Genomic DNA, 20,984 nt, shown 5'->3' with positions numbered 1-20,984 from the left:
GATCAGATGCTCCAGCCGCCGGTTGGTTTCCCGCAGCGCGTCCCGTTCGCGCAGCACGGCTGGAACGGCGGCGCGCTGGCTTTCGGGGATGACGGACAGGTCGATGGACGGGGCTGCGGACATGCTGTCATCACACCCTGATCCATCTGTGGCTGAACGCTTTTTCCTGCGTTCAGGTCATCCCGCAACGGCTGGCTTCGGGGTTTCCAGAGGCCGGACCCGGCGCCAGTCGAGGCCTGCAAAAAAGCGCCTCGAACTGCGTTCGGCTCAAGGTCATGGCCCCATCCCCGACGGCGGGCCAGGTGAAGCTGTCGGCCTTGAGGCGCTTGTAGGCCGCCAGCCCGCTGCCGTCCCAGAACAGGATCTTCAGCCGGCCGGCGCGTTTGAAATGGAACACAAAGACCGTGCCGGTGAAGGGATCTTCCGCCAGCATCGACTGCGCAAGCGCCGCCAATTCGTCGTGCCCCTTCTTGAAGTCCGCCGGCTTGGTCGCCACCAGGATCGGCATGCCCTGCGACGGCATCAGCATCCGGCGGCTCCGAAGGCACGGAAGATCTCGGCCAGCCGAACGGCGGGCGTGTCCGCGGCCAGCTCGAGCCTCACCTCACCGATCACGATCCAGATGGCGCCCCGTGGCGGGAGGGTGGCGGTGACGCCGGGTCGCAGACCACCAGCGGGGCAAAAACCGGCTCGTCGGTCGGTGCGGGTGGCAGCACCAACTTGCCCTGCTTCGCCAACCGCCGCCACGCCGACAACTGGTTCGGCTGCACATCATATCGCTCCGCCACAGCATCCACCGTAGCGCCCGGCTCCAGCGTATCGGCGACCACCCGAGCCTTCACCTCAGTCGGCCACGCGCGATGGCCCGACGCATAGATCTCGACGCCCAGGGAAGTGAGAAACGAAGTCTTGGCACATTGCGGAACGCGCTCTCCATCAGCCGATGAAAAGCTATTCGCAGCACCGCCTCAGCCAGACAATGTGGGGTTCAGCCGTCGTTTACGGTCGGTTTGGGCAGCGAGACCTTTTCTGGGGCTGCCGACAAGGTACCAGACGGCGCCTGTCGGAGGCTGGAACGGGTCAGTCGGCGCCTATGGCGTTCGGCAGAATGCGCGGCGAGACGTCCGTCATGATCGCCTGGCTGGAGGTCAGCGGCTGCGCGGCAGAGGGGCGAAAGCGCAGCATCCGCCGCCCGCCGGACAGGGTCGTGACGGTCCAGCCCAGAAGCTGGCCCTTGGGGCCGGCCATCGCGCCGGTGGCCTTGGCGGGTTCTGCCAGCGTCAGCGCCTCACGCAGGGCGGCAAAGCCCGGGCCGGTCTCGGTCGCGCCCTGCCAGTCCGAAATCGCCTTCGACAGGTCGGCGGGCGGTGCGCCCCACATCCCGCGATAGGCGTTGTTGCAGAGCATGAGCTGGCCCGTCGACGAAAAGACCGCCAGCGCGTCGTCCAGCCCGTCCAGGACATGGGCGCCCAGCATCAGCTCGGCCCGGAACTTGCGGGTCAGCGACATCTCCGAGGTGATGTTCTCGAACAGGAAGGCAACAGCGCCGTCGGGATGGGGGCGGCCGGTCACGCGATAGGTCTGGCCGCCGGGCAGTGACCAGGTCTCGGAATGGTGGCCCGTCGCCGCGGCGCTTTCCAGGTTTGCCATGTGCTGGCGCCAGCTGCGATAGTCCTTTGGCTCGGGCACCATGCGCTGTTCGCGCAACTGGTCGAGGAAGTCGAAAAGCGTCGGCCGCGCCGTCAGAAAGCCGGTCGGCAGCCCGGTGAGGTCGATCAGCGCGGGGTTGAACAGCTGCAGGTTCCGCTTTTGGTCGAAGATTGCAAGTCCGATGGGAAGATCGGCGAAGGTCTTGGTCAGCGTCTGCACGAAGTCGCGCAGGCTGCGTTCGGCGCGCACGGCCGCGTCGGCGGGCAGCGCGAACATCATGACCTGGTCGCCCATCCGGTGGGAATGGCAGTCGAACCACGAGATCACGCCATGATCCTCAAGCGCGGCGCGCCGGGTCGAGCTGCCGGGCACCTGCTTCGGCGCCTCCAGAAGCCGCGGCAGCGGCCAGCCGAGCGCCCCATCGCTTCGAGATTCAGCGCGGCGGAGATAGGCCGCGTTGGCCCAGGTCACCCGATCCTCGGCATCCAGCCGCCACACCAGCATCGGCGTCTGGTCCAGCGCGCCACGCAGCAGGTGCAGCTCTTCCTCCATCGCCTGGAGCGAGAGCGAATCGACAACGATGCCCGCATGCTCGGCCCCCGGATCGGTCAGCGCCACGCGCCACAGGCCGTCGCCCAGGTCCTCGGCCATCAGCCGAAGCGTCGCCTTGCCGTGGCCCTGCTGGCCCAGCATCTCGGTGCGTCCCAGGCGGGGCAGGTCGGCCAGCCGTTCGGCCGCATCGGGAAAGTGTGGTCCGATCCAGCGCATCAGGCGCAGCCAGTCGTCGTCGGGCGCGCCGATCCGGTCCAGAAGCGCCTGCGCCGGCGGGGACGCATCGACAAGGAGGCTGCCGCGAAACAGGAAGACCATCGGCTGGACTTGCCCCTCGTCCGCAAGCGGCGAGCGGAGGCCGATGCCCCGTCCCACCCTGCGGTCCCAGATACGAATGACCGCCACTGCGAGAAGAACCGAGGCAGTGCCGCAGAAAATCGCCACCGCGACCAGAGCCAAACCATTCATTTCCACCGCCAGCGTCCGCATTCACATTTACGGGACCATATCTGCGGCCTGATTAACAGCCGGTTAAGAAAGTCACGTTTCGATGGTGGGATTACGGGTCAGCGCCACGCGGTCGCGCGCCCGGATCCGGTCGATGGGCCAGCGCACCGACACGATCGCCCCGGGCCCGCCGTTGGCAAAGCCAAGCCGCGCGCCCGACCGTTCCAGCAGCGTCTTGGCGATGAAAAGGCCCAGGCCCATGCCCTCATAGCTGCCACGCTGCGCATCGGCACGACGCGACAGATAGGGATCGCCGATTCGCGACAGAAGCTGCGGCGGATAGCCGGGCCCGTCGTCGCGCACGGTGACGACCAGCGCGCCCGGCGTCTCCTGCGTCTCGATCACCACACGGCTTTCGGCAAAGTCGACGGCGTTCTGGATCAGGTTGCGCAGGCCGTGGATGATCGCCGGGTCGCGGCGGATGATCGGACCCTCGGCATGGATCTCGACCAGGGGTCCGCGGTCGGCATGGGGGCTGGCGGCGTCCTCCAGCACGGCGCGCAGGGGGGCCGCGCGCATGTGCAGGTCATCCTTGCCGGCGCGGCCCATGCTGCGCAGGATCGCGGCGCAGCGGTCCGCGGAATCGCGCAGGGCCATGGCGTCGGCATGGAGGTCCGGATCGTCCTTCAGCTCGTCCGCCAGCTCTCCGGCGATCAGCTTGATCGTCGCAAGGGGGGTGCCCATTTCGTGCGCAGCGGCGGCCACGACGCCGCCTAGGTGCTGCAGCCGCTGTTCGCGCGACAGCGCCATCTGCGTCGCAAAAAGGGCGTTCGACGTGTCCGACAGCTCGGCCGTGACGCGATGCGCGTAGCCCGCGAAGAACACCACCCCGATCACCAGCGCGGCCCAGTGGCCGAGCGCCAGGATCGGCTCCATCCGCAGCAGGTCGCCATCTGGTTCGCGCAAGGGAAGCCCCAGCGTCGCGGCCAGCGTGATCAGCGCCACCGTCGCAAGGCCCAGGGCCAGCACCTGGCGTGCATTGAGCGAGGCCGCGGCGATGGTCACCGGCGCCAGCACCAGCAGCGCGAACGGGTTCGCCATGCCCCCGGTCAGCGCCATCAGCGCCGAGATCTGCACGAGGTCGAAGCTCAGCTGCAAAACCGCGCGACCGGGCGAGGTCCGCTTGGGCGGACGAAGGAACAGCCACAGGTTCATGGTGATGGACGCCGCGATCAGCAGCAGTACCGGCGTCTTGACGAAGCCGATGCCCATGCTCCACGCGACGACGACCGCCGCCATCTGGCCGCCGATGGCGAACCAGCGCAGGTGCACCAGGGTCCGCATCCGGATCGGTTCGGCCTTGGGGGTGTCGATATGCGTCAGGTCAAGATCGGGATCGGCCCCGGGATCAGTCATCGCTGCCCCTCGCTGCGACATCGGGTGTCTTGATACCCGCGGGCCGATGCGCGATCAATGCGGGCATTTGACACGCGAAGGAGGCCCCTGATGGCGGACCGGAAAATCCTGCTGATCGGCGCGGCTGCCGCCATCGGCGTGCTGGCAGGCGGTGCCCTGTTCCTGACGCAGCAGCGCGCGGGCGACGCCTATGCGCAATGCACCGGCAGCGCCGTGGCCGGGGGGATGGACAGCTTTGGCACCGACTTCACCCTGACGCGCGACGACGGACAGCGCGTCACCGCGGCCGAGGTTTTCGACAAGCCTTCGCTGCTTTATTTCGGTTACACGTTCTGCCCCGACGTCTGCCCGCTGGACAGCGCCAGAAATGCCGAGGTCGCCTCGATCCTGAAAGACGAGGGCGAGGATATCCAAACCGTGTTCGTGACCGTCGATCCGCGGCGGGACACGCCAGAGGTCCTGGCGGAATATACGGACATGTTTTCTCCCGACATGATCGGCCTGACCGGAAGCGAGGAGGAGATCACGGCGGTTAACCAGGGCTGGCGCAATTATTACAAAGCTCACGATGAAGAAGATCGGGAATATTACCTGGTCGATCACATGACGAATACCTACCTCGTCATGCCCGGCAGAAAAACCGTCGAGTACTTTCCCCGCGATGCGCTTGCCGAAGACATGGCCGAACGTGTCGGATGTTTCCTCGACGCCGCGTAATGATGCCGCACCTGTTTCAAATGCGCGCTTGCGGCACCATATATCGCACATCAGATGAAAAGGGCTGAAGATGGACGACATGATTGCACAGATCGGCCCCGATCCCTCGCTTTTACTGGTCGACGATGACGAGATCTTCGTCACGCGCCTGGCCCGCGCCATGGAAAAGCGGGGTTTCAGGACCGAGACCTCGCTGACCGTCGCCGGGGCGATGCGGCTGATCGAAAAGCGCGCTCCGGCCTATGCGGTCGTGGATCTGCGGCTGGAGGATGGCAATGGCCTGGACGTCGTTGAGGCGCTTCGTGAAAAGCGAAGCGATGCGCGGATCATCGTGCTCACCGGTTATGGCGCCATCGCGACCGCTGTCGCGGCGGTGAAAATGGGCGCCACGGATTACCTGGCAAAACCGGCCGACGCAAATGACGTCAGTTCGGCCCTCCTTTCCAGTGGGGAATCGCTGCCGCCTCCGCCGGAAAATCCAATGTCGGCGGATCGTGTCCGTTGGGAACATATCCAGCGTGTTTACGAACAATGCGACCGCAATGTCAGCGAAACGGCAAGGCGGCTTCATATGCACCGAAGAACGCTTCAGCGCATTCTGGCCAAGCGCGGACCCAGATAAAGATACCTATTGAAAACACTCTGCGTTTCTATAATTGTATATAATGTAAATTAAGCCGTATGGAAACCGGAGAAACATGAATACCGATTTCGACAAGATGTCGTTGAAAGAGATGCGCGACCTGCGCGTTCGTCTGGATCGCGCAATCAACTCCTATGAGGATCGCAAGCGCCGCGAAGCCCTGAACGCCATCGAGGAAGCCGCGCGCGAGCATGGTTTCAACCTGTCCGAACTGACGGGCACCAAGACGCGCCGCAGCGGCACGGTGGCGCCAAAATATGCCAATCCGGAAGATCCCACGATGACCTGGACCGGGCGCGGCCGTCAGCCGAAATGGGTCAAGGAGAGCCTGGACTCGGGCAAGCAGCTGGAAGACCTGGCGATCTGACGATAGATAGCGGGGGCGCCGGTGGGCGCCCTTCGCATGACGTCAAGGCTGCTGCTGCGGGCCTGACTGTTCGGCCGGGCCCATCAGCAGATCGAACCGCCGCAGAAAGCTGTCCCGCACCTCGGCCGGCGGCCTCAGGTCAATCACCAGGTCAGGCAGCAGATGCGACTGGGGCACCGGGAACAGCCGGCACGCCTCTGCCTCGTCAAAGCCTGCAATGGTGATCGCCTCCAGCCGCGCGGAAACCCGGTCAGCTGCCTTGATCTTGCGCTTGATCGCCAAGGGGAGCGTTGACGGCAGGCCAAATCGGCGGTGGATCGCCGACGCCAAGCGGTCGTCCATCGCCCCGTATTCCTGCCCAAGCGCCGCCTTCACCGGCGAGATCATGTCGCCGATCACGTATTCCGGCGCGTCGTGCAGCAGCGCCGCCAGCCGCCATTGCGGATCGATGCCGGGGTTCAGCCGCGTCAGGATGTCTTCGACCAACAGCGAATGTTCGGCCACGGAATAGGGCCAGTCGCCGCGCGTCTGGCCGTTCCAGCGCGCGACGAAGGCAAGGCCGTGGGCGATGTCCCCGATCTCGATGTCAAGGGGCGTGGGGTCCAGAAGGTCCAGCCGGCGGCCCGACAGCATCCGCTGCCAGGCCCGGGGACGGCGCGCGGCCATGGCGCCTTACGACAGCTTCTGGTCTGCCGGGGCGGCCTGCGCCGCCTGTGCCCGGCGCGCAAGCTCCTGGCGATAGAGCGCGACGAAATCGACCGGGTCCATGTTGAACGCCGGGAACCCGCCGTCGCGCGTCATGTCGGACACGATGCGGCGCACGAAGGGGAACAGCATCCGCGGGCATTCGATCATCAGGAACGGGTGCATCTGGTCCTGCGGCACGCCGTCGATCTGGAAGACCCCGCCATAGTCTAGTTCCGCAAGGAACAGGGTGCTGCCCTCGGTCTTGTTGGTCGACGTGACGCGGTACTTGGTGATCACCTCGTACTGGTTCTCGGTCCCGCGCTTGCGGGCGTCCAGGCTGACCTGCACGGTGATCTCGGGCAGCACCTCGCCTTCGGGGGCGCCCTTCTGGGCAACGGCATTCTCGAACGACAGGTCGCGGATGAACTGCGCCAGGATCTGCATGCGCGGCTGCGCGGCGGGCTGGGGCTGCGCGGCGCCGTTGGGAGTGTTTTCTTCGGCCATGTTCCTACCTTGCTGTTTCTGCGGACTTGGACCGATCTGTAACAGGCCGGCCCCCGGCCCTCAATGCCGCGTCCAGCCAGATCCTCGTCCGGGACGCCGGGGCGTGTCGTCGTCCAGCTCGGGCGGCAGGTCGACGGGCGCGCGGGCGGTGCGGTCCTCCTCGGTCACGATGTACTCGCCGTCGATGACCCCGTCGGCATAGGGTGGGCGATGGGCCTCGCGGCGCATCGACGCACCTGCACCGACGTTGGTCACCGTGACATGGCGCGCCACCTGCCGCATGACCGCGTCGCGCACCCCCGGGATCAGCAGCAGCAGGCCCAGGCTGTCCGTGAAGAAGCCCGGCGTCAACAGCAGCATCCCCGCCACCAGGATCATCACCCCATGCGCCAGGGGCCGCGTCGGATCGCGCATTTCGCTGAAGCTGCGCTGAACCTCGGCCCAGGCATGGGCGCCCTGGCTGCGCATCAATGCAGTGCCTGCGATGGCGGTCAGAATCACGATGGCCAGCGTCGGCCACAGGCCGATCAAGCCACCCACCTGAATGAACAGAGCGATCTCGATGATCGGCACCGCCAGAAACAACACCAACAGCCGCATGCGTTTTCCCTTTCCTGCAGGCGCGGAAACTGGACTTGCGCCTGACCACTCCCTACATAATGGGTGAACCGCCCGATACCAACGACCCGTTTTTGCCCCAGAGGTTGCCCGAATGTCGAACCCGCTCCTTCAGCTTCTCGTCCTTGCGGGGATCGCGATCTTCCTGATCCTTCGGCTGAGGAACGTCCTGGGCACCCGCGACGGGTTCGAGCCGCCCAAGGTCGACCAGCCCGCCAGGTCGCCGGCCCGCTTCGAAGTGATCGACGGCAGCGCCGACGAGATCGACCACGACGTGCTGGACCATGCCGAGGCTGGCTCTTCGACCGCCGACGCGCTCGTCGCGATGAAGCGGGCCGACCCGTCCTTCGGCGTGCGTGACTTCCTGGGTGGCGCGCGCCAGGCATACGAGATGATCCTGATGGCCTTCGAGCGCGGCGACCTGACTGAGGTGCGGCCCTTTCTGTCCGAACCCGTGGCCGAGGCGTTCCAGTCGGTCATCGACCAGCGCACTTCGCAGGGGCAGACGGTCGAGGCGCAGTATCTGGGAACCCGCGACACGGCGCTGGCCGCGGCCGAATTCGACCCGTCCACGGGCCTTGCCGAAATCTCGGTCCGGTTCCTGGGTGAATTGATCGCCGCCACGCGCGACGCGGACGGCAACGTCATCGAAGGCGATCCCAAGGCTGCGCGCAAGCAGAAGGACCTGTGGACCTTCGCCCGGACCATGGGTCAGGACGACCCGAACTGGCAGCTCGTCGCGACGGGCTGATGCGCCGGAAGAAGGGCCTGACGCCCGAGGATGCGGATCTCTGGGCCCGCGTGGCCCGTACGGCCAGGCCGCTGACCGCCCGTCCCGGAAAGACCGACATCGACCCGTCGCAGTCGACGCCCCAAGCGTCGGCTGTGCCGGTCGTTCCGGCTGTTTCCGCGCCGGCGCTGCCACGTTTCAAGGTCGGACAGGCAGCACCGGCCAGCATGCCACGGCTGCCCCAGCCCCAGCCCCAGACCCCGGCACAGCGGTTGGCGGCGGCCGACCTGTGCATGGACGCCCGCACCCACCGCAGGATGAACCAGGGCAAGCTGCGGCCCGAGGCGCGGCTGGACCTGCACGGCATGACCTTGTCTGCAGCTCAGCCGCGGCTGCTGCAGTTCATCCTGTCATGTCATGGAAACGGGCTGCGCCTGGTGCTGGTCATCACGGGCAAGGGGCGCGGCGATCACGGCCCGCTGCCCACGAGGCCGGGCGCCCTGCGCCACCAGGTGCCGCACTGGCTGCACAGCCCACCCTTGTCGGCGGTCGTGCAGCAGGTCGGCGCCGCCCATTTCCGTCATGGCGGAGAGGGGGCGTATTACGTCTACCTGCGCCGCCCGGGCTAGCGCTGGTAGTTCGCCTTGGGACCGGCGAAGTACCAGATGATCAGCCCCAGCACCGGCAGGACCAGGATCAGCAGGATCCACAGGATCTTGCTCTTGTTCGAGGCGTTCGTGTTGATGATCGAGGCAATGGCCCACACATCCAACGCGAAGATGACGACGCCGAAAAGCCAACGCATGACAAGTCCCCTGCAGATTTCAGCGACCGAACACCCGTGCCCGGCCGCCGGTTCCGTCAGAGCACGTAACGCGACAGGTCGGTCGACCGCGCAAGGTCGCCCAGGTGCCGTTCAACGAAGTCGGCATCGACATTCACGGTGTCGCCGCTGCGGTCGGGTGCGGTGAAGGACAACTCCTCGAAGACCCGCTCGATCACCGTGTAAAGCCGCCGCGCGCCGATGTTCTCGACCGAGGCGTTCACCTCGGCGGCAATTCGCGCCAAGGCCCGGATGCCGTCTTCGGAGAAGCCCACGGTCACCCCCTCGGTCGCCATCAGCGCCGTGTACTGGCGCGTCAGGGCATTGTCGGTCTCGGTGAGGATGCGGACGAAGTCTTCCTCGCTCAGCGCGCGCAGTTCGACCCGGATCGGCAGGCGGCCCTGAAGTTCCGGCAGCAGGTCCGACGGCTTGGCGACGTGGAATGCACCCGAAGCGATGAACAGGATGTGATCCGTCCTGACTGCGCCGTACTTGGTGCTGACGGTGGTCCCCTCGATCAGCGGCAGCAGGTCGCGCTGGACACCTTCGCGGCTGACATCGCCGCCCCGCGCCTCGGCACGGGCGCAAACCTTGTCGATCTCGTCGATGAAGACGATACCATTCTCCTGCACCGATTCCAGCGCCGCGGCCTTGATCGCCTCGTCGTCCAGAAGCTTGTCCGCCTCTTCCGCGATCAGAAGGTCATAGCTTTCGGCGACGGTCACCTTGCGTCGCACGCGGCGCCCGCCGAATGCCTTCATCAGCCCCGACAGGTCCATCATTCCGCCCAGCTGCTGGCCCGGCTGTCCCGGCATCTCGATCCCGCCAAGCGGGTTCGAGTTGTCCTGCACCTCCAGCTCGATCACCGTGTCGTCCAACTCTCCGCGCTTCAGCTTGTCGCGGAACATCTGCCGGGTGCCGTCGCGCGCATCCTTGCCAGCCAACGCCTCGACCACCCGCTCCTCGGCGGCGCGGTGGGCCTTCGCCTTCACTTCCTCGCGCATCCGCTCCCGGGTGTCCGTCATCGCGGCATCGGTCAGGTCGCGGATGATCTGTTCCACATCGCGGCCGACATAGCCGACCTCGGTGAACTTCGTCGCCTCGACCTTGATGAAAGGCGCATTGGCGAGCTTGGCCAGGCGACGGCTGATCTCGGTCTTGCCGACGCCGGTCGGGCCGATCATCAGGATGTTCTTGGGATACACCTCGTCGCGCAGGTCGTCGCCCAGCTGCTTCCTGCGCCAGCGGTTGCGCAGGGCCACGGACACGGCACGCTTGGCGTCGCCTTGTCCGATGATGAAACGGTCCAGTTCGGACACGATCTCGCGGGGGGTCAGGTCGGTCATCTGCTTTCTCCGGTCAGGGCGCCGAACGGCCGCCCGCCTTATCTTCCTTGGAAATACCTGTGGGTCCGGGCGACTTAGCCGATGGTCTCGACCGTCAGGCGCCCGTTGGTATAGACGCAGATGTCGGCCGCGATCGCCATCGCCTTGCGGGCGATCGCCTCGGCATCCATGTCGCTCTCCAAAAGGCCCCGTGCCGCCGCCAGGGCGAAGTTCCCGCCCGATCCGATGGCAGCCACGTCGTGCTCCGGCTCCAGCACGTCGCCCGCGCCGGTCACGACCAGAAGGTCGGTGCCGTCCGTCACGATCAGCATGGCTTCCAGGTTACGCAGGTACTTGTCGGTGCGCCAGTCCTTGGCCAGGTCCACGCAGGCACGCTGCAACTGGCCGGGCGCGGCTTCCAGCTTCTTTTCCAGCCGCTCGAGCAGGGTGAAGGCGTCGGCGGTCGATCCGGCGAAGCCCACGATCACGTCGCGCCCGCCCGGCGACAGCCGGCGTACCTTGCGCGCGCTGCCCTTCATCACGGTCTGCCCGACGCTGACCTGCCCGTCACCCGCGACGACCACCTTGCCGCCCCGGCGCACCGCCAGGATCGTGGTGCCGTGCCAGCCGGGAAATCTGTCCTCTGCCATGAAAGGCTCCGTTCATTGTCATTCGGGCAGCAGATATGGGTGCCCTTGGCCGTGTGCAACCCGTTGAAAAGCCGCCCCACCCGCCCTACCGTCCCGACCATGAGCGTCGTTCCGCTGCTGACCGTCTATCTGCACCCGCCGATCCTGCACACCGCGCAGGCCGGCAAGCTGGGCTTCCTGAACCGCATCCGCGGCCTTCTGGAATCCCGCGACTGGCAGATCCGGATCCGCCCGTCGGGCGATGCCGCCCGGGCCGAGGCGCCGTTCCTGCCCGGATACGCGCTCTTCAACATGGAGCGGCCGACCCATGACCGCGCCCTGACCTTCCGGTTGGCCTATCACTATCCCTATTGGCGGCTGGAATCCGTGGCCGAGCGTTGGCGCTGGCCCGTTGCGCTGACCGCCTTCGACCCCGACCAGATCGAACCCGACGCGGCGGACCGCTTCGTGCAGCGGCTGCGGGCGCGGGTCCTGCCGGGACCTCAGCCTGTCCGTGGCGACCATGTCCTGATCCCGCTGCAGGGCCACATCCGCCGCCAGCGCAGCTTCCAGTCCGCCAGCCCGGTCCAGATGGTCGCGGCCGCCGCGCGCACTGGGCGTCCCTGCATCGCCACCCTGCATCCGAAAGAAAGCTATGATGACGACGACCGCGCGGCGCTGGGGGCGCTCGCCCGCGCGCATCCGAACCTGATCGTCGGGGGCGATACGATGGCGCGGCTGCGCGACTGCGCCTTCGTGGTCACCCAGAACAGCGCGGTCGGCTTCGACGGGCTGATCCTGGGCAAGCCGGTCGTCCTCTTTGCGCAGAGCGATTACCACCACGTGGCGCTGAATGTCGCTGACTTGGGCCCCGAGGCCGCGCTGGCGTGCGCGTCGGATCATGCGCCGCCGACGGGGCAGTTCCTCGACTGGTTCCTGCGCCGCACCAGCCTCGACATGATGGCGGCCGACGCCGATGCGCGCCTGCTGGCGGCCATGAAAAAAGGCGGCTGGCCCGTCTGAGGGGCCGCCGCCTTCACGTCATCCCCGTGGGATCAGACGGATTCGTCGATCCAGCTTTTCAGCGCAGCCTTGGGGGCGGCGCCCATGCGGTTCGACACGACCTCGCCGCCCTTGAACATGAAGAGCGCGGGGATCCCGCGAACGCCCAGGGCCGCGGCCTGTTCCGGGTTCTCGTCCACGTTGACCTTCACGATCTTGACCTTTCCGGCATATTCGTCCGACAGCTCTTCCAGGGCAGGGCCGATCTGCTTGCAGGGGCCGCACCATTCCGCCCAGAAATCGACGATCACGGGGGTGGCGGCCTGACGCACTTCTGCGTCGAATTCAGCGTCGTTCACATGCACGGTTGCCATGCTGGGCTCCTTCGATGGTGGGCCGGCGGGACCGGCAGCGGGGGGTTGGCATTACAGCTATGGACCCGCAGGCGCAGGGTCAAGAGGCCGGCCGCCCGGCACAAGCCCCGCCATCGTCCGATCCAGCAGCGGGTCGGGCAGCGGCATCAGACTGCGGCTGGCCGTCCACAGCACCGACACCTGCACCGGCCGGTCCGGCCAGATGCCCCGCAGCGCGGCGCGATAGGCGGCCATCTGGCGCAGGATGCCCTCGGGCACCTCATCTGGCGTTGCGGGCACATCCGTGTTGGTCTTGTAGTCGACGGCCGTCACCGCCGTATCCGTGATGATCAGCCGGTCGATCACCCCGTTCAGGATGCCCAGGCCTGACAGGGGGGCCGTCAGCGCCACCTCTGACAGGACCTGCGCATCCGGGGGCGGCTGCAGGACATGCGCGAGGTCGGGCGCCGACAGGACCTCCCGCGCCTCCTCCAGCAGGTCGGCCAGTTCGGGGCCGTCGGGCAGCCCGCCTTCGGCCCCGGCCAGAAGGGCGCGGCCGATGCCCGGCCAGTCGGCAGGCGGATGGGCGGGCAGATGTTCCAGCAGCAGGTGCAGCCGGGTGCCGCGCAGCATGGCCCCATCGCGGTCGCCCTCGATCGCCGAGGCCAGCACTTTCGCGCCGCCGAGGCCGGTCGCCGTGACCGGCACCGGGACATCGGGGGCATGTGGCGGCAGGCGCAGCGCCCAGTCCGGGGCCTGGCGCAGCCGCGGTGGCGGCGATGCGGTCGCCTCGGCCGTCGTTGGCCAGCCGCCGAAGGACAAGCGCAGGCCGGTCCCCAATGCGGGTGACAGCGCGTCCAGCGGCAGGTCGGCGCGGACCAGATCGGCGCGGCCCGCGCCATCCGCGATCATCGCGTGCCAGCTGTCCAGCGCATCGCCCGTCTCTCCGGCCGAGGCGACGATCAGCCAGCTTTCCGCCCGCGTCATCGCGACATAGAGAAGCCGCCGCCGTTCTTCCTCTTGCCGCCGCTCCCATTCGGCGACGGCCAGCGCGACCGCGTCGCAGCGTTCGGCCGCGGCCCCGCGCCAGGCGGGCATGCCGTCCAACCGCACCTGCCGCTGACCGTTGGCGGGACGGCGCTTCTGGGTTTCCGGCAGGATTACCACCGGGCTTTCCAGGCCCTTCGATCCGTGCACGGTCATCACCCGGATCAGCCCGCCCGACCCGCCGGGCAGCTGCCGCTTGACCTGAACGTCGTCGCTTTGCAGCCAGACCAGGAAGCCGGTCAGCGACGGCGTCTCGACCTGTTCATAGGCAAGCGCCTGGGACAGCAGTTCGTCGATGCCGTCCTCGGCCTCGGGGCCAAGGCGGGCCAGCAGGGCGGCGCGCCCCCCGTGACGCGTCAGAAGGCGGGCGATCAGGTCATAGGGCCGGAAGAAGTCGGCGTGGTCGGCCAGGTCGTCCAGAATGTCCCAGGTTCGGCGGTGATGCGACTGGCGCAGCCGTGCCCACAGGTATTCCCCCCGCTGCCGCCCCGTTGCCAGCCGATAGAGATCATCCTCGGTCAGCCCGAACAGCGGCGATCGCAGGGCGGCGGCCAGGCACAGGTCGTCCTCGGGCGTGGCCAGCACGGCCAGCGTGGCGGTGATGTCGCGCACCGCCAGTTCGGCCGCCAGTTTCAGCCGATCGGCGCCCGCCACGGGAAGGCCGGCGGATTTCAACTCTCCGATCAGCGCATCGAACAGGTCGCTGCGCCGCTGGACCAGGATCTGGATGTCGCCCGGCCCGATGGGGCGCGCTTCGCCGATCCTCGGGTCCAGGATCGGCGTCCCCAGCATCGCCCTGACCTGGCGGGCGACGGCGCGGGCCAGTTCCGTCCGCGCGTCGTTTTCGGCCGGCGCATCGACGGGTTGCGTCCAGTCGGGACGCTCGGGCGATTCGGGTTCCGGCAGGGTCGGCCAGATGTCGACGCGGCCGGGCAGGGCGTGGCGGAAGGCCACGTGGCGGGGCGGGTCGCCCAGGCCCTCGGCCGCCCGGTCCTGGAAGACCGCATCGACCAGCCGCAGGATCGCAGGCGACGACCGGAAACTGTGCGCCAGCCCGCGCCGCTGCATCGGCTGCTGCACCGCCTGGAAATCCTGGTCGAAGCGGTCGCGCATCTCCTCGAAGACGGCGATGTCGGCGCCCTGGAAGGAATAGATCGACTGCTTGGGGTCGCCCACCACGAACAGCGTGCGCGGCCGGTCATGCGCGCCCGCGCCGCTGGTGAATTCGTCGGTCAGGCGGCGGATCACGCGCCACTGTTCGGGGCTGGTGTCCTGCGCCTCGTCGACCAGGATGTGATCGATGCCGCCGTCCAGCCGCCACAGAACCCACTGCGCCATGCTGGATTCCTCGAGCAGCTGCGCGGTGCGGCGGATCAGGTCGTCGAAATCCAGCCACCCATGCGCCGCCTTTTCCCGCGCCATCCGGGTGGTAAAGGCATGGCCGAAGCGGTGCAGCGCCAGCGTCTTTTCCGCAGCCGACAGGGCCAGCGCCTGCGGACGGGCCAGCTCCACCCGCTCCATCAGCGCGTTCAGGTCCTCCATGAAGGGCGCGCAGGGGCCGCTGGCCAGGTCCTTGGTCGGGATCTTGCCGGTCTTGGCGCCGAAGGGCACGGCGGCCTTGGCGCCATAGAGCAGGCAGCCGCTCAGGACCCACAGGTCCGCCATGCCGGGGTCGCGCATCCGGCAGCGGGCCAGCTGGTCGGCCAGCTTGACGTCGGTGGACTTGCCTGCCCGAAGCAGCGGGATCAGTGCGTCGAGCAGATCGCCTTCTGACCCGAGGAATACCTGCGCCAGAAGGCTGTCGGCCGTCAGGCCGGGCGGCAGGTCCAGCGCGGTCCAGATCGCGGCAGGATCGGGTTCGGCGCTGAAATCCGCCTCCGACAGGCTGGCCAGGAAGCTGTCGATGTTGTCGCCGGAATGCAGGCGCGTCAGGTCGCGGATGGCGGGATCGCCCTCGGCGGCCATGTCCTCCAGGATCTCGGCCCGCATCGCCTTGGCGCTGCGATCGTCCAGCTCGGCAAAGCCCATCGGCACGCCGGCCTCCAGCGGGAAGCGCCGAAGAAGCGCCGCGCAGAAGCTGTGGATGGTCTGAACCTTCAGCCCGCCCGGAGTTTCGATGGCGCGGGCGAAGAGGCGCCGGGCCTGGGGCAGGTCCGGTTCCCCCGCCTCGCCCAGTTCGGCCAGTTCGGCGCGCAGCTGCAGTTCCGGCAGCATCGCCCACTGGCCGAGGCGCTTGAGCAGGCGGTTCTGCATCTCGGTCGCGGCGGCCTTGGTATAGGTCAGGCACAGGATGCGTTCGGGTGGGGTGCCCGCCAGCAGCAGCCGCGCCACCCGGTCGGTCAGCACCCGCGTCTTGCCCGACCCCGCATTGGCCGTCAGCCAGGTGGATCGCTGCGGGTCGGCCGCGGCGATCTGGTTCAGCGTGGCCTCATCCATGATCGCCCACCTTTTCCGGACTGGCGGCATCGGTCAGCGCCCATTCGCCATAGCGCGCCAGGTGGTCGTAGTCGCCCGAGTAGGACGTCCGTTCGGGCGCGCGCATCGAGGTGAAGCCTGCCCCGCCCCGCAGATAGGCCTCCATCAGCGCCACGAAGCCGTCCCAGGTCTGCCCTTCGACCGTTTCGTCATGGGCCCGCTGGTGCGTCGCGCCCTCTCCGCCCAGCTGGATATAGCGGATCGCCGCGACATCCACGGGACCAAGTGCGCCGAAGCCGCCGCGACGGGCCATCGCGGCCTCGAGCATCAGCTGCTTGTCGAAATGCTTGATCTGCGCGTCGGTCGGCGGGCTGCCGGACTTGTAGTCATAGACGACCACGCGCCCGTCATGCAGCAGGTCGATGCGGTCCGGCTTTGCAGTCAGGGTGACGTCCAGACCGGCGACCGCGACCCGGCCCCGGTTCTCGATCACCATCGGGCTGCCCTCGGCCAGCCGGGCCAGTTCGTCGGCCACGATGCGGTCGGCGATGCCCTCGATCCGTGCCCGCCAGAAGGCGCGGGCGGCAGGCCAGGGCACCTCGGCCTCCAGCACTCGGGCGGCCAGCGACAGGAAGGTTGCGCGCAGCACCTCTGGCGGGGTGTCCGGGGCGGGGCGCGACTTCAGCAGGGCCTCGACGATGGCGTGCAGCGTCTGCCCGCGCAGCGCGGCATCAGGCTGGGGTCGCAGGCTGGGAAGGGGCCGCAGCTTCAGCACGCGCTTGGCATAGACCGCATAGGGGTCGCGGATCAGCAGCGACACGTCCGTGACCGGCAATTCGTCAAAGGCCGGGCCGGGCGGGACCGGGGATGGCCGGCGGGCGGGGGTCGCTGCGGCCGGGGGACGTGCCACGGCTTCGGCCATGGCCAGCCACTCGTTGCCTCGCGCCCGCATGGCGGCCAGCGCCTGCGGTCCGTTCCGGTCCGGCAGCCCGCCCAGCAGGTTCATCAGCCGGTTCAGCCAGCGCGAGGGAATCGTCTCTGCCTCGGCATCGCGTTTCGCCCGCGTCAGGATCACCCGGTCGGCCGCGACCCCCTGCTGGAAGTCATGCGCCGCCAGGCCGATCTGGCGTTCCGGCACCGGCAGGCCGGCCGCCAGCCGCATCTGCCGCGAGAGCCAGGGGTCGGGCGACAGGGGCTGCGGCCAGCCGCCCTCGTTCAGGCCCGACAGGATGACCTGCCCGTGGCCATAGAGCCGTGCCTCCCGAGGGCCGCGGATCCGCAGGCAGTGGTGCCCGGCCACGTCCTCGCGCAGCGCCTTGGCCTGCAGTTCGGTGATCAGCAGGGCGCAGAAGTCGGTCGGACCGATCGCGGGACCCAGGGGTGCGTGTTCGGCCAGGTGCTCCAGCACGGCGCGCGACATCTGGCCCGCCTTGCCCTGCCACAGCTGCGAGCGTTCGGGATCGCCCTCGGGACCGGCGGCCAGCGCCTCGGCCAGCGCGACCGTGTCAGCCAGCCGGTCGGGCAGGGGACGGGGCGCGCGGTCCTGCGCCAGCGGCGTGATGCGTTTCAGCATGTCGCACAGCCAGTTGGCCCAGATCTTGCGCGTGCCGTCGCCCTTCGTGCCCCAGTCCGCCAGCGTTTCGGCATCCGGAAAGGCCGGGCCGTGGTTGCGCAGCTTCAGTTCCAGCTCTCGGGTCTGGCGCAGGATGTCGTTGCGCTTGATCACCTCGGACCCGGTCGCCGTCATCGGGTGCTTGAGGAGGATCATCAGCCGGTCGATGGTCAGCGCCTCGCCGAACAGCGCGGCGACCTGGCGCAGGAAGAGGCCCGGCGCGGTCAGGGGCAGCGGGCGGCCGGCACTGTCGTCGGGGCGGATGTGCCAGCGGTCAAGCGCGGCGGTGACGCGGCGGATCAGCCCGCTGTCGGCGGCGATCAGGGTGATCAGCTCTCCCCTCTCGGCGGCGTCGCGCATGATCAGGGCGATGGCCTCGGCCTCTTGCCCCGGCTGGTCTGCCTCGATCAAGGTCAGCTCCTGCGTGGGCGCGATTAGGTCGGGCAGCGCAGGTCCCTCGGCGATCCACTGGTCGGTCACCGGGGCCGGGCGCAGCGCCAGCGACATCAGCCGGTTCCGGGCGGTCGAGGGGGGCGGCGTGTCGATCCAGCGCAAGGGATAGCCCCCGGCCCGGATCAGCGGTGCGAAGCGCGACTGCGGGTGGTCGTCGGCGGCATCGCCGAGACGGTCCCAGACCCCCTGCGGCTGGTCGAAGTCGAAGCCCGGCAGGACCACCGCGCCGTTCGGCAGCGCCGCCACCGCCTGCATATAGAGCCGCGTCGCCCCGTGCGACCCGGTCGATCCCGCGACGATCACCGGCCCCCGCGGCAGGTTCAGCCCCTGCGGCCAGTCGCGCAAGGCGACTTCGGCCGCGGCGCGCTGACGGGCGGGACGGTCCTGGGACGGGTCGCCCAGATGGAAATCCGCGGCGATGCGCAGGAAGACCAGCGCGTTCTGCCAGTGCCGGGCGTGATCGCCGGTGTCGATCTGCTCGAGCGCGGTGATGTCGCGTCCTTCGGTCTGCATCTCGACCATCAGCTGCGACAGGGACTGCGCCAGCACCGGGATCGAATGTCCCGCCGCAAGGTCGGGCCGCACCCGCAGCATCTGCGCGATCAGGTGGGCCAGCTGCAGCCGTCGCGCCAGTGGTGCCTCCGGCGGATCGGGCATGACCAGCGGCCCCGGATCAATGGCCGTGATCGTGCGCAGCTGCGGCAGCAGCAGCGGGCCCGCGCGGTCGAAGGCGGTCCGCAGGGCGCCCATCGTGGCCGCGGCGTTGACCAGCACCGTCACGCGTGCCAGCGCCTCGGGCGGCTGGCCCTTCATGCGGGCCAGCAGGCCCTGCACGAAGCCTTCGGCGAAATCGACGCCGGGCGGCAGAGCATAGAGACCGCGGATCTCAGTCACGCAGCAGCGCCTCGGCCAGGGGAATGGCGTCGGGATAGCCGACGTCGCACCAGCCGCCGTGATGGATTATCCCGAAGGCGCGGCCCTCCGCGATCAGCAGGTCCCACAGGCGGTTCAGCGAAAAGACGTCGCCCGGAATCTCGGCCAGGCGGTCGGGGCGGATGATCTGTGCGCCGGCATAGACGAAGTGGCCCTTTCGGATCAGCCGTCCGTCGGCATCCAGGCTGAAATCGCCCGCCCCCTTGCGCGCCGTGGCCCGCGCCAGTGGCACCAGCGCCAGAAGCGCGTCCATCCGGTCGTCGTTCCAGGCCGCCTGCAGCGCCGTCAGCACGTTCGGCCCCGACCACACGACGTCGGGGTTCAGCGTCATCACCGGCCCCGGCCCCAGCAGCGGCAGGGCGTTGCGCAGCCCGCCCCCGGTGTCGAGGATCTGCCCCGCTTCCCGGCTGATGGCGACGTCCTGTCCCTCGAGGTGTCGTTCGATCAGCGCGCCCAGGTAGTGCGTGTTGACGACGATGCGCCCGGTCCCGGCCTGGCGGCCGAGCGCCAGCGCGCGGTCCAGCAGGGGGCGGCCCGCGACCTCGATCAGGGGCTTGGGGCGCATGTCGGTCAGCGGGCGCATCCGGGTGCCAAGGCCCGCAGCGAAGATCATCAGGGGCGGCATCGGGCGCGGATCCTTTCGCGGACGGCATCGTCGGGGGCGGGGACGCCTTGCAGGGCATCGGCCAGTGGTTCCAGCGCCGGATGGGCCAGGTTGCGCTGCACATGGGCCCAGACCCGCGGCATCAGGTCAAGATAGCGTGGCTTTCCGTCCCGAATCGCCAGCCGCGTGAAGATGCCCATGATCCGCAGGTTCCGCTGCGAGCCCAGAAGCGCATAGGCGGCGCGGAAGCGCGCCGGATCGTGGCCGGTGATCGACAGGTACCGGGCAATGGCATGATCCTCGATCTCGCGGCCCACGTCGCGGCGCGCATCCTGCAGGGCCGAGACCAGGTCATAGGCCGGATGCGCCGTCACCGCGTCCTGATAGTCGATCAGGCCCAGGGGCGCCGCGCCGCGCCAGATCAGGTTCTCGGCATGGAAATCGCGCAGCGCGGTCACGGGCGGCAGGTCTGCGGCCCATTCCGCGTGAAGCTGCGCCACCAGCACGCCGATCTGCGGCACCTCGGTTTCAATGGTATGGGGATAGAGCGCGAAGAGCCCGACCTGCTCGGCCAGCGCAGGTCCGTCCAGCACCGGGATGAACCCTGGCACCGGGTGGCGGTGCAGATCCGCCAGCAGGTCGACGATCCGGTCATAGGCGACGGGAACCAGCGCCGGGTCGTCCCGCAGCACCCCGGCCAGCAGATCGTCGCCAAGGTCCTGGACCAGCGCCAGGCCCTGCGCCGCATCCTCGGCCAGGATCGCCGGGGCGCCGAAGCCGCGGTCGGTCAGCCAGCGGGTCATGGCCAGGAAGGCGTCCATGCTGCGGCCGGGGTCGTCCATCAGGACGGCACGTTCGCCGCCCCGGACCAACCGGAAATAGCGCCGGGCCGAGGCATCTCCGGCCAAGGGCGTCACCCGCGATTCGGCCCACCCGGTGGTGGCGACAAAGCTGGCCCGCTGCGCCAGCCGCGCCGCGCCGGGGAAGGCCAGCGCGATCTGCCGCAGGTCGAGGTCGGGCAGGGGTGTCAGCGCCACCGTCAGCGCGTTCGGTGGCGGCGCCGCCAGCCGGTCCGGCCATTCGATCAGGCAGATGGCGTCGGACATCGCCTCGTCGAGGCCAAGTTCGGACAGTTCGGACGGGTCGGTCAGGCGATAAAGGTCGGCGTGCCAGATCTCGGTCCCCAGGGGGTCGTCATAGGTCTGGACCAGGGTAAAGGTCGGGCTGGGCACGTCCTCGGCCAGGTTGCCTTGGCGGGCGCGGATGAAGGCGCGGGCGAAATGCGTCTTGCCCGCCCCCACGGGACCCTCCAGCAGCACCGTCCGGCCCGGTGCCAGGTCGGCGGCCAGCATCCGCGCCACGGCGGCGGTCAGTGTTTCGTCGGCGATCACGCGCGTGCTCATGGCGGTGTTCTAGCGGCTTGGCGCGCCGGGGGGAACAGGTCGCGAAACCGTCGG

At 68.5% G+C, this 20,984-nt stretch carries 21 protein-coding genes; 6 read left to right on the top strand and 15 right to left on the bottom strand.

Annotation, left to right across the window (positions count from 1 at the left end):
• Positions 1-172: 172 nt before the first annotated feature.
• The 4 genes from tnpB to OC159_RS16725 form a co-directional block, all read right to left on the bottom strand.
• Positions 173-529, bottom strand: a complete 357-nt coding sequence (tnpB, locus tag OC159_RS16735; RefSeq protein WP_265502318.1) for an IS66 family insertion sequence element accessory protein TnpB — start codon at positions 527-529, stop codon at positions 173-175.
• Between the two features lie 82 nt (positions 530-611).
• Positions 612-830, bottom strand: a complete 219-nt coding sequence (locus tag OC159_RS20245; protein ID WP_407674148.1) for a transposase — start codon at positions 828-830, stop codon at positions 612-614.
• A gap of 250 nt (positions 831-1,080) precedes the next feature.
• Positions 1,081-2,691 (bottom strand): PAS-domain containing protein, encoded by a 1,611-nt coding sequence (locus OC159_RS16730; protein WP_265502317.1) that lies wholly within the window; start codon positions 2,689-2,691, stop codon positions 1,081-1,083.
• Positions 2,692-2,742: 51 nt separating this feature from the next.
• Entirely contained in the window at positions 2,743-4,065 is a 1,323-nt protein-coding gene (locus tag OC159_RS16725) for an ActS/PrrB/RegB family redox-sensitive histidine kinase (RefSeq protein ID WP_265502315.1), read from the bottom strand.
• 90 nt (positions 4,066-4,155) lie between these two features.
• Between OC159_RS16725 and OC159_RS16720 the strand changes: the two genes are divergently transcribed.
• The 3 genes from OC159_RS16720 (at position 4,156) to OC159_RS16710 (ending at position 5,792) form a co-directional block, all read left to right on the top strand.
• A complete protein-coding gene (locus OC159_RS16720) occupies positions 4,156-4,782 on the top strand; it encodes an SCO family protein (protein WP_265502313.1) in 627 nt (208 codons plus the stop codon).
• A gap of 70 nt (positions 4,783-4,852) precedes the next feature.
• Complete coding sequence (locus tag OC159_RS16715) at positions 4,853-5,404, top strand: ActR/PrrA/RegA family redox response regulator transcription factor (protein ID WP_265502311.1); 552 nt, start codon at positions 4,853-4,855, stop codon at positions 5,402-5,404.
• A gap of 76 nt (positions 5,405-5,480) precedes the next feature.
• The gene (locus tag OC159_RS16710; RefSeq protein WP_265502309.1) at positions 5,481-5,792 is read left to right on the top strand and encodes an H-NS histone family protein; all 312 of its coding nucleotides are present in this window, start codon (positions 5,481-5,483) and stop codon (positions 5,790-5,792) included.
• Positions 5,793-5,834: 42 nt separating this feature from the next.
• Here OC159_RS16710 and OC159_RS16705 read toward each other — a convergent pair whose 3' ends face one another.
• Genes OC159_RS16705 through OC159_RS16695 form a run of 3 tightly spaced genes read right to left on the bottom strand, consistent with a single transcriptional unit; the run spans position 5,835 to position 7,583 of the window.
• Complete coding sequence (locus tag OC159_RS16705) at positions 5,835-6,458, bottom strand: HD family hydrolase (protein ID WP_265502307.1); 624 nt, start codon at positions 6,456-6,458, stop codon at positions 5,835-5,837.
• Between the two features lie 6 nt (positions 6,459-6,464).
• Complete coding sequence (secB, locus tag OC159_RS16700; protein ID WP_265502306.1) at positions 6,465-6,983, bottom strand: protein-export chaperone SecB; 519 nt, start codon at positions 6,981-6,983, stop codon at positions 6,465-6,467.
• A 60-nt stretch (positions 6,984-7,043) separates the two neighbouring features.
• Positions 7,044-7,583: an FxsA family protein gene (locus tag OC159_RS16695; RefSeq protein WP_265502305.1), complete on the bottom strand. Its 540-nt coding sequence runs from the start codon at positions 7,581-7,583 to the stop codon at positions 7,044-7,046.
• 112 nt (positions 7,584-7,695) lie between these two features.
• Here OC159_RS16695 and OC159_RS16690 point away from each other — a divergent pair, with 112 nt between their 5' ends.
• Complete coding sequence (locus OC159_RS16690; RefSeq protein ID WP_265502303.1) at positions 7,696-8,352, top strand: Tim44/TimA family putative adaptor protein; 657 nt, start codon at positions 7,696-7,698, stop codon at positions 8,350-8,352.
• A complete protein-coding gene (locus OC159_RS16685) occupies positions 8,352-8,960 on the top strand; it encodes a Smr/MutS family protein (RefSeq protein WP_265502302.1) in 609 nt (202 codons plus the stop codon). The genes OC159_RS16690 and OC159_RS16685 overlap by 1 nt, the downstream gene beginning before the upstream one ends.
• Here the strand turns inward: OC159_RS16685 and OC159_RS16680 are convergent.
• From OC159_RS16680 to hslV, 3 genes are all read right to left on the bottom strand, one after another.
• Positions 8,957-9,136: a PLDc N-terminal domain-containing protein gene (locus tag OC159_RS16680; RefSeq protein WP_265502301.1), complete on the bottom strand. Its 180-nt coding sequence runs from the start codon at positions 9,134-9,136 to the stop codon at positions 8,957-8,959. The genes OC159_RS16685 and OC159_RS16680 overlap by 4 nt on opposite strands.
• A gap of 56 nt (positions 9,137-9,192) precedes the next feature.
• Positions 9,193-10,500, bottom strand: a complete 1,308-nt coding sequence (hslU, locus tag OC159_RS16675; protein WP_265502300.1) for an ATP-dependent protease ATPase subunit HslU — start codon at positions 10,498-10,500, stop codon at positions 9,193-9,195.
• A 74-nt stretch (positions 10,501-10,574) separates the two neighbouring features.
• Positions 10,575-11,129, bottom strand: a complete 555-nt coding sequence (gene hslV / locus OC159_RS16670) for an ATP-dependent protease subunit HslV (RefSeq protein WP_265502299.1) — start codon at positions 11,127-11,129, stop codon at positions 10,575-10,577.
• A gap of 99 nt (positions 11,130-11,228) precedes the next feature.
• On the opposite strand from hslV, the gene OC159_RS16665 reads away from it, so the two are divergent.
• Positions 11,229-12,131, top strand: a complete 903-nt coding sequence (locus OC159_RS16665) for a hypothetical protein (protein ID WP_265502298.1) — start codon at positions 11,229-11,231, stop codon at positions 12,129-12,131.
• 32 nt (positions 12,132-12,163) lie between these two features.
• On the opposite strand, the gene trxA is transcribed toward OC159_RS16665, so the two are convergent.
• The 5 genes from trxA to tsaE are packed head-to-tail and all read right to left on the bottom strand — an operon-like array spanning position 12,164 to position 20,930.
• Positions 12,164-12,484 (bottom strand): thioredoxin, encoded by a 321-nt coding sequence (gene trxA / locus OC159_RS16660; protein WP_265502297.1) that lies wholly within the window; start codon positions 12,482-12,484, stop codon positions 12,164-12,166.
• Positions 12,485-12,541: 57 nt separating this feature from the next.
• Complete coding sequence (addA, locus tag OC159_RS16655) at positions 12,542-15,946, bottom strand: double-strand break repair helicase AddA (RefSeq protein ID WP_265502296.1); 3,405 nt, start codon at positions 15,944-15,946, stop codon at positions 12,542-12,544.
• Positions 15,939-18,884: a double-strand break repair protein AddB gene (gene addB / locus OC159_RS16650; RefSeq protein WP_265502295.1), complete on the bottom strand. Its 2,946-nt coding sequence runs from the start codon at positions 18,882-18,884 to the stop codon at positions 15,939-15,941. Before addB ends, addA begins: the two co-directional genes overlap by 8 nt.
• Positions 18,877-19,548, bottom strand: coding sequence for a nucleotidyltransferase family protein (locus OC159_RS16645; protein ID WP_265502294.1), 672 nt, complete (start codon positions 19,546-19,548; stop codon positions 18,877-18,879). The genes addB and OC159_RS16645 overlap by 8 nt, the downstream gene beginning before the upstream one ends.
• A complete protein-coding gene (gene tsaE / locus OC159_RS16640) occupies positions 19,536-20,930 on the bottom strand; it encodes a tRNA (adenosine(37)-N6)-threonylcarbamoyltransferase complex ATPase subunit type 1 TsaE (RefSeq protein ID WP_265502293.1) in 1,395 nt (464 codons plus the stop codon). Before tsaE ends, OC159_RS16645 begins: the two co-directional genes overlap by 13 nt.
• Positions 20,931-20,984: the final 54 nt, after the last annotated feature.

Origin of the sequence: Paracoccus beibuensis, from assembly GCF_026162625.1 — a bacterium.
Classification (GTDB): Bacteria; Pseudomonadota; Alphaproteobacteria; order Rhodobacterales; family Rhodobacteraceae; genus Paracoccus; species Paracoccus beibuensis.
This window is presented reverse-complemented; position numbering and strand designations above follow the sequence as displayed.

Excerpts from the sequence above, each read along its gene's own strand:
- OC159_RS16705 (WP_265502307.1), bottom strand. The coding sequence starts at position 6,458 with ATGGCCGCGCGCCGTCCCCGGGCCTGGCAGCGGATGCTGTCGGGCCGC.
- OC159_RS16725 (WP_265502315.1), bottom strand. The coding sequence starts at position 4,065 with ATGACTGATCCCGGGGCCGATCCCGATCTTGACCTGACGCATATCGAC.
- OC159_RS16730 (WP_265502317.1), bottom strand. The coding sequence starts at position 2,691 with ATGCGGACGCTGGCGGTGGAAATGAATGGTTTGGCTCTGGTCGCGGTG.
- OC159_RS16690 (WP_265502303.1), top strand. The coding sequence starts at position 7,696 with ATGTCGAACCCGCTCCTTCAGCTTCTCGTCCTTGCGGGGATCGCGATC.
- OC159_RS16645 (WP_265502294.1), bottom strand. The coding sequence starts at position 19,548 with ATGCCGCCCCTGATGATCTTCGCTGCGGGCCTTGGCACCCGGATGCGC.
- hslU (WP_265502300.1), bottom strand. The coding sequence starts at position 10,500 with ATGACCGACCTGACCCCCCGCGAGATCGTGTCCGAACTGGACCGTTTC.
- tsaE (WP_265502293.1), bottom strand. The coding sequence starts at position 20,930 with ATGAGCACGCGCGTGATCGCCGACGAAACACTGACCGCCGCCGTGGCG.
- OC159_RS16695 (WP_265502305.1), bottom strand. The coding sequence starts at position 7,583 with ATGCGGCTGTTGGTGTTGTTTCTGGCGGTGCCGATCATCGAGATCGCT.
- trxA (WP_265502297.1), bottom strand. The coding sequence starts at position 12,484 with ATGGCAACCGTGCATGTGAACGACGCTGAATTCGACGCAGAAGTGCGT.
- tnpB (WP_265502318.1), bottom strand. The coding sequence starts at position 529 with ATGCTGATGCCGTCGCAGGGCATGCCGATCCTGGTGGCGACCAAGCCG.
- secB (WP_265502306.1), bottom strand. The coding sequence starts at position 6,983 with ATGGCCGAAGAAAACACTCCCAACGGCGCCGCGCAGCCCCAGCCCGCC.
- OC159_RS16685 (WP_265502302.1), top strand. The coding sequence starts at position 8,352 with ATGCGCCGGAAGAAGGGCCTGACGCCCGAGGATGCGGATCTCTGGGCC.
- OC159_RS16715 (WP_265502311.1), top strand. The coding sequence starts at position 4,853 with ATGGACGACATGATTGCACAGATCGGCCCCGATCCCTCGCTTTTACTG.
- OC159_RS16710 (WP_265502309.1), top strand. The coding sequence starts at position 5,481 with ATGAATACCGATTTCGACAAGATGTCGTTGAAAGAGATGCGCGACCTG.
- addA (WP_265502296.1), bottom strand. The coding sequence starts at position 15,946 with ATGGATGAGGCCACGCTGAACCAGATCGCCGCGGCCGACCCGCAGCGA.
- hslV (WP_265502299.1), bottom strand. The coding sequence starts at position 11,129 with ATGGCAGAGGACAGATTTCCCGGCTGGCACGGCACCACGATCCTGGCG.
- OC159_RS16665 (WP_265502298.1), top strand. The coding sequence starts at position 11,229 with ATGAGCGTCGTTCCGCTGCTGACCGTCTATCTGCACCCGCCGATCCTG.
- OC159_RS16680 (WP_265502301.1), bottom strand. The coding sequence starts at position 9,136 with ATGCGTTGGCTTTTCGGCGTCGTCATCTTCGCGTTGGATGTGTGGGCC.
- OC159_RS16720 (WP_265502313.1), top strand. The coding sequence starts at position 4,156 with ATGGCGGACCGGAAAATCCTGCTGATCGGCGCGGCTGCCGCCATCGGC.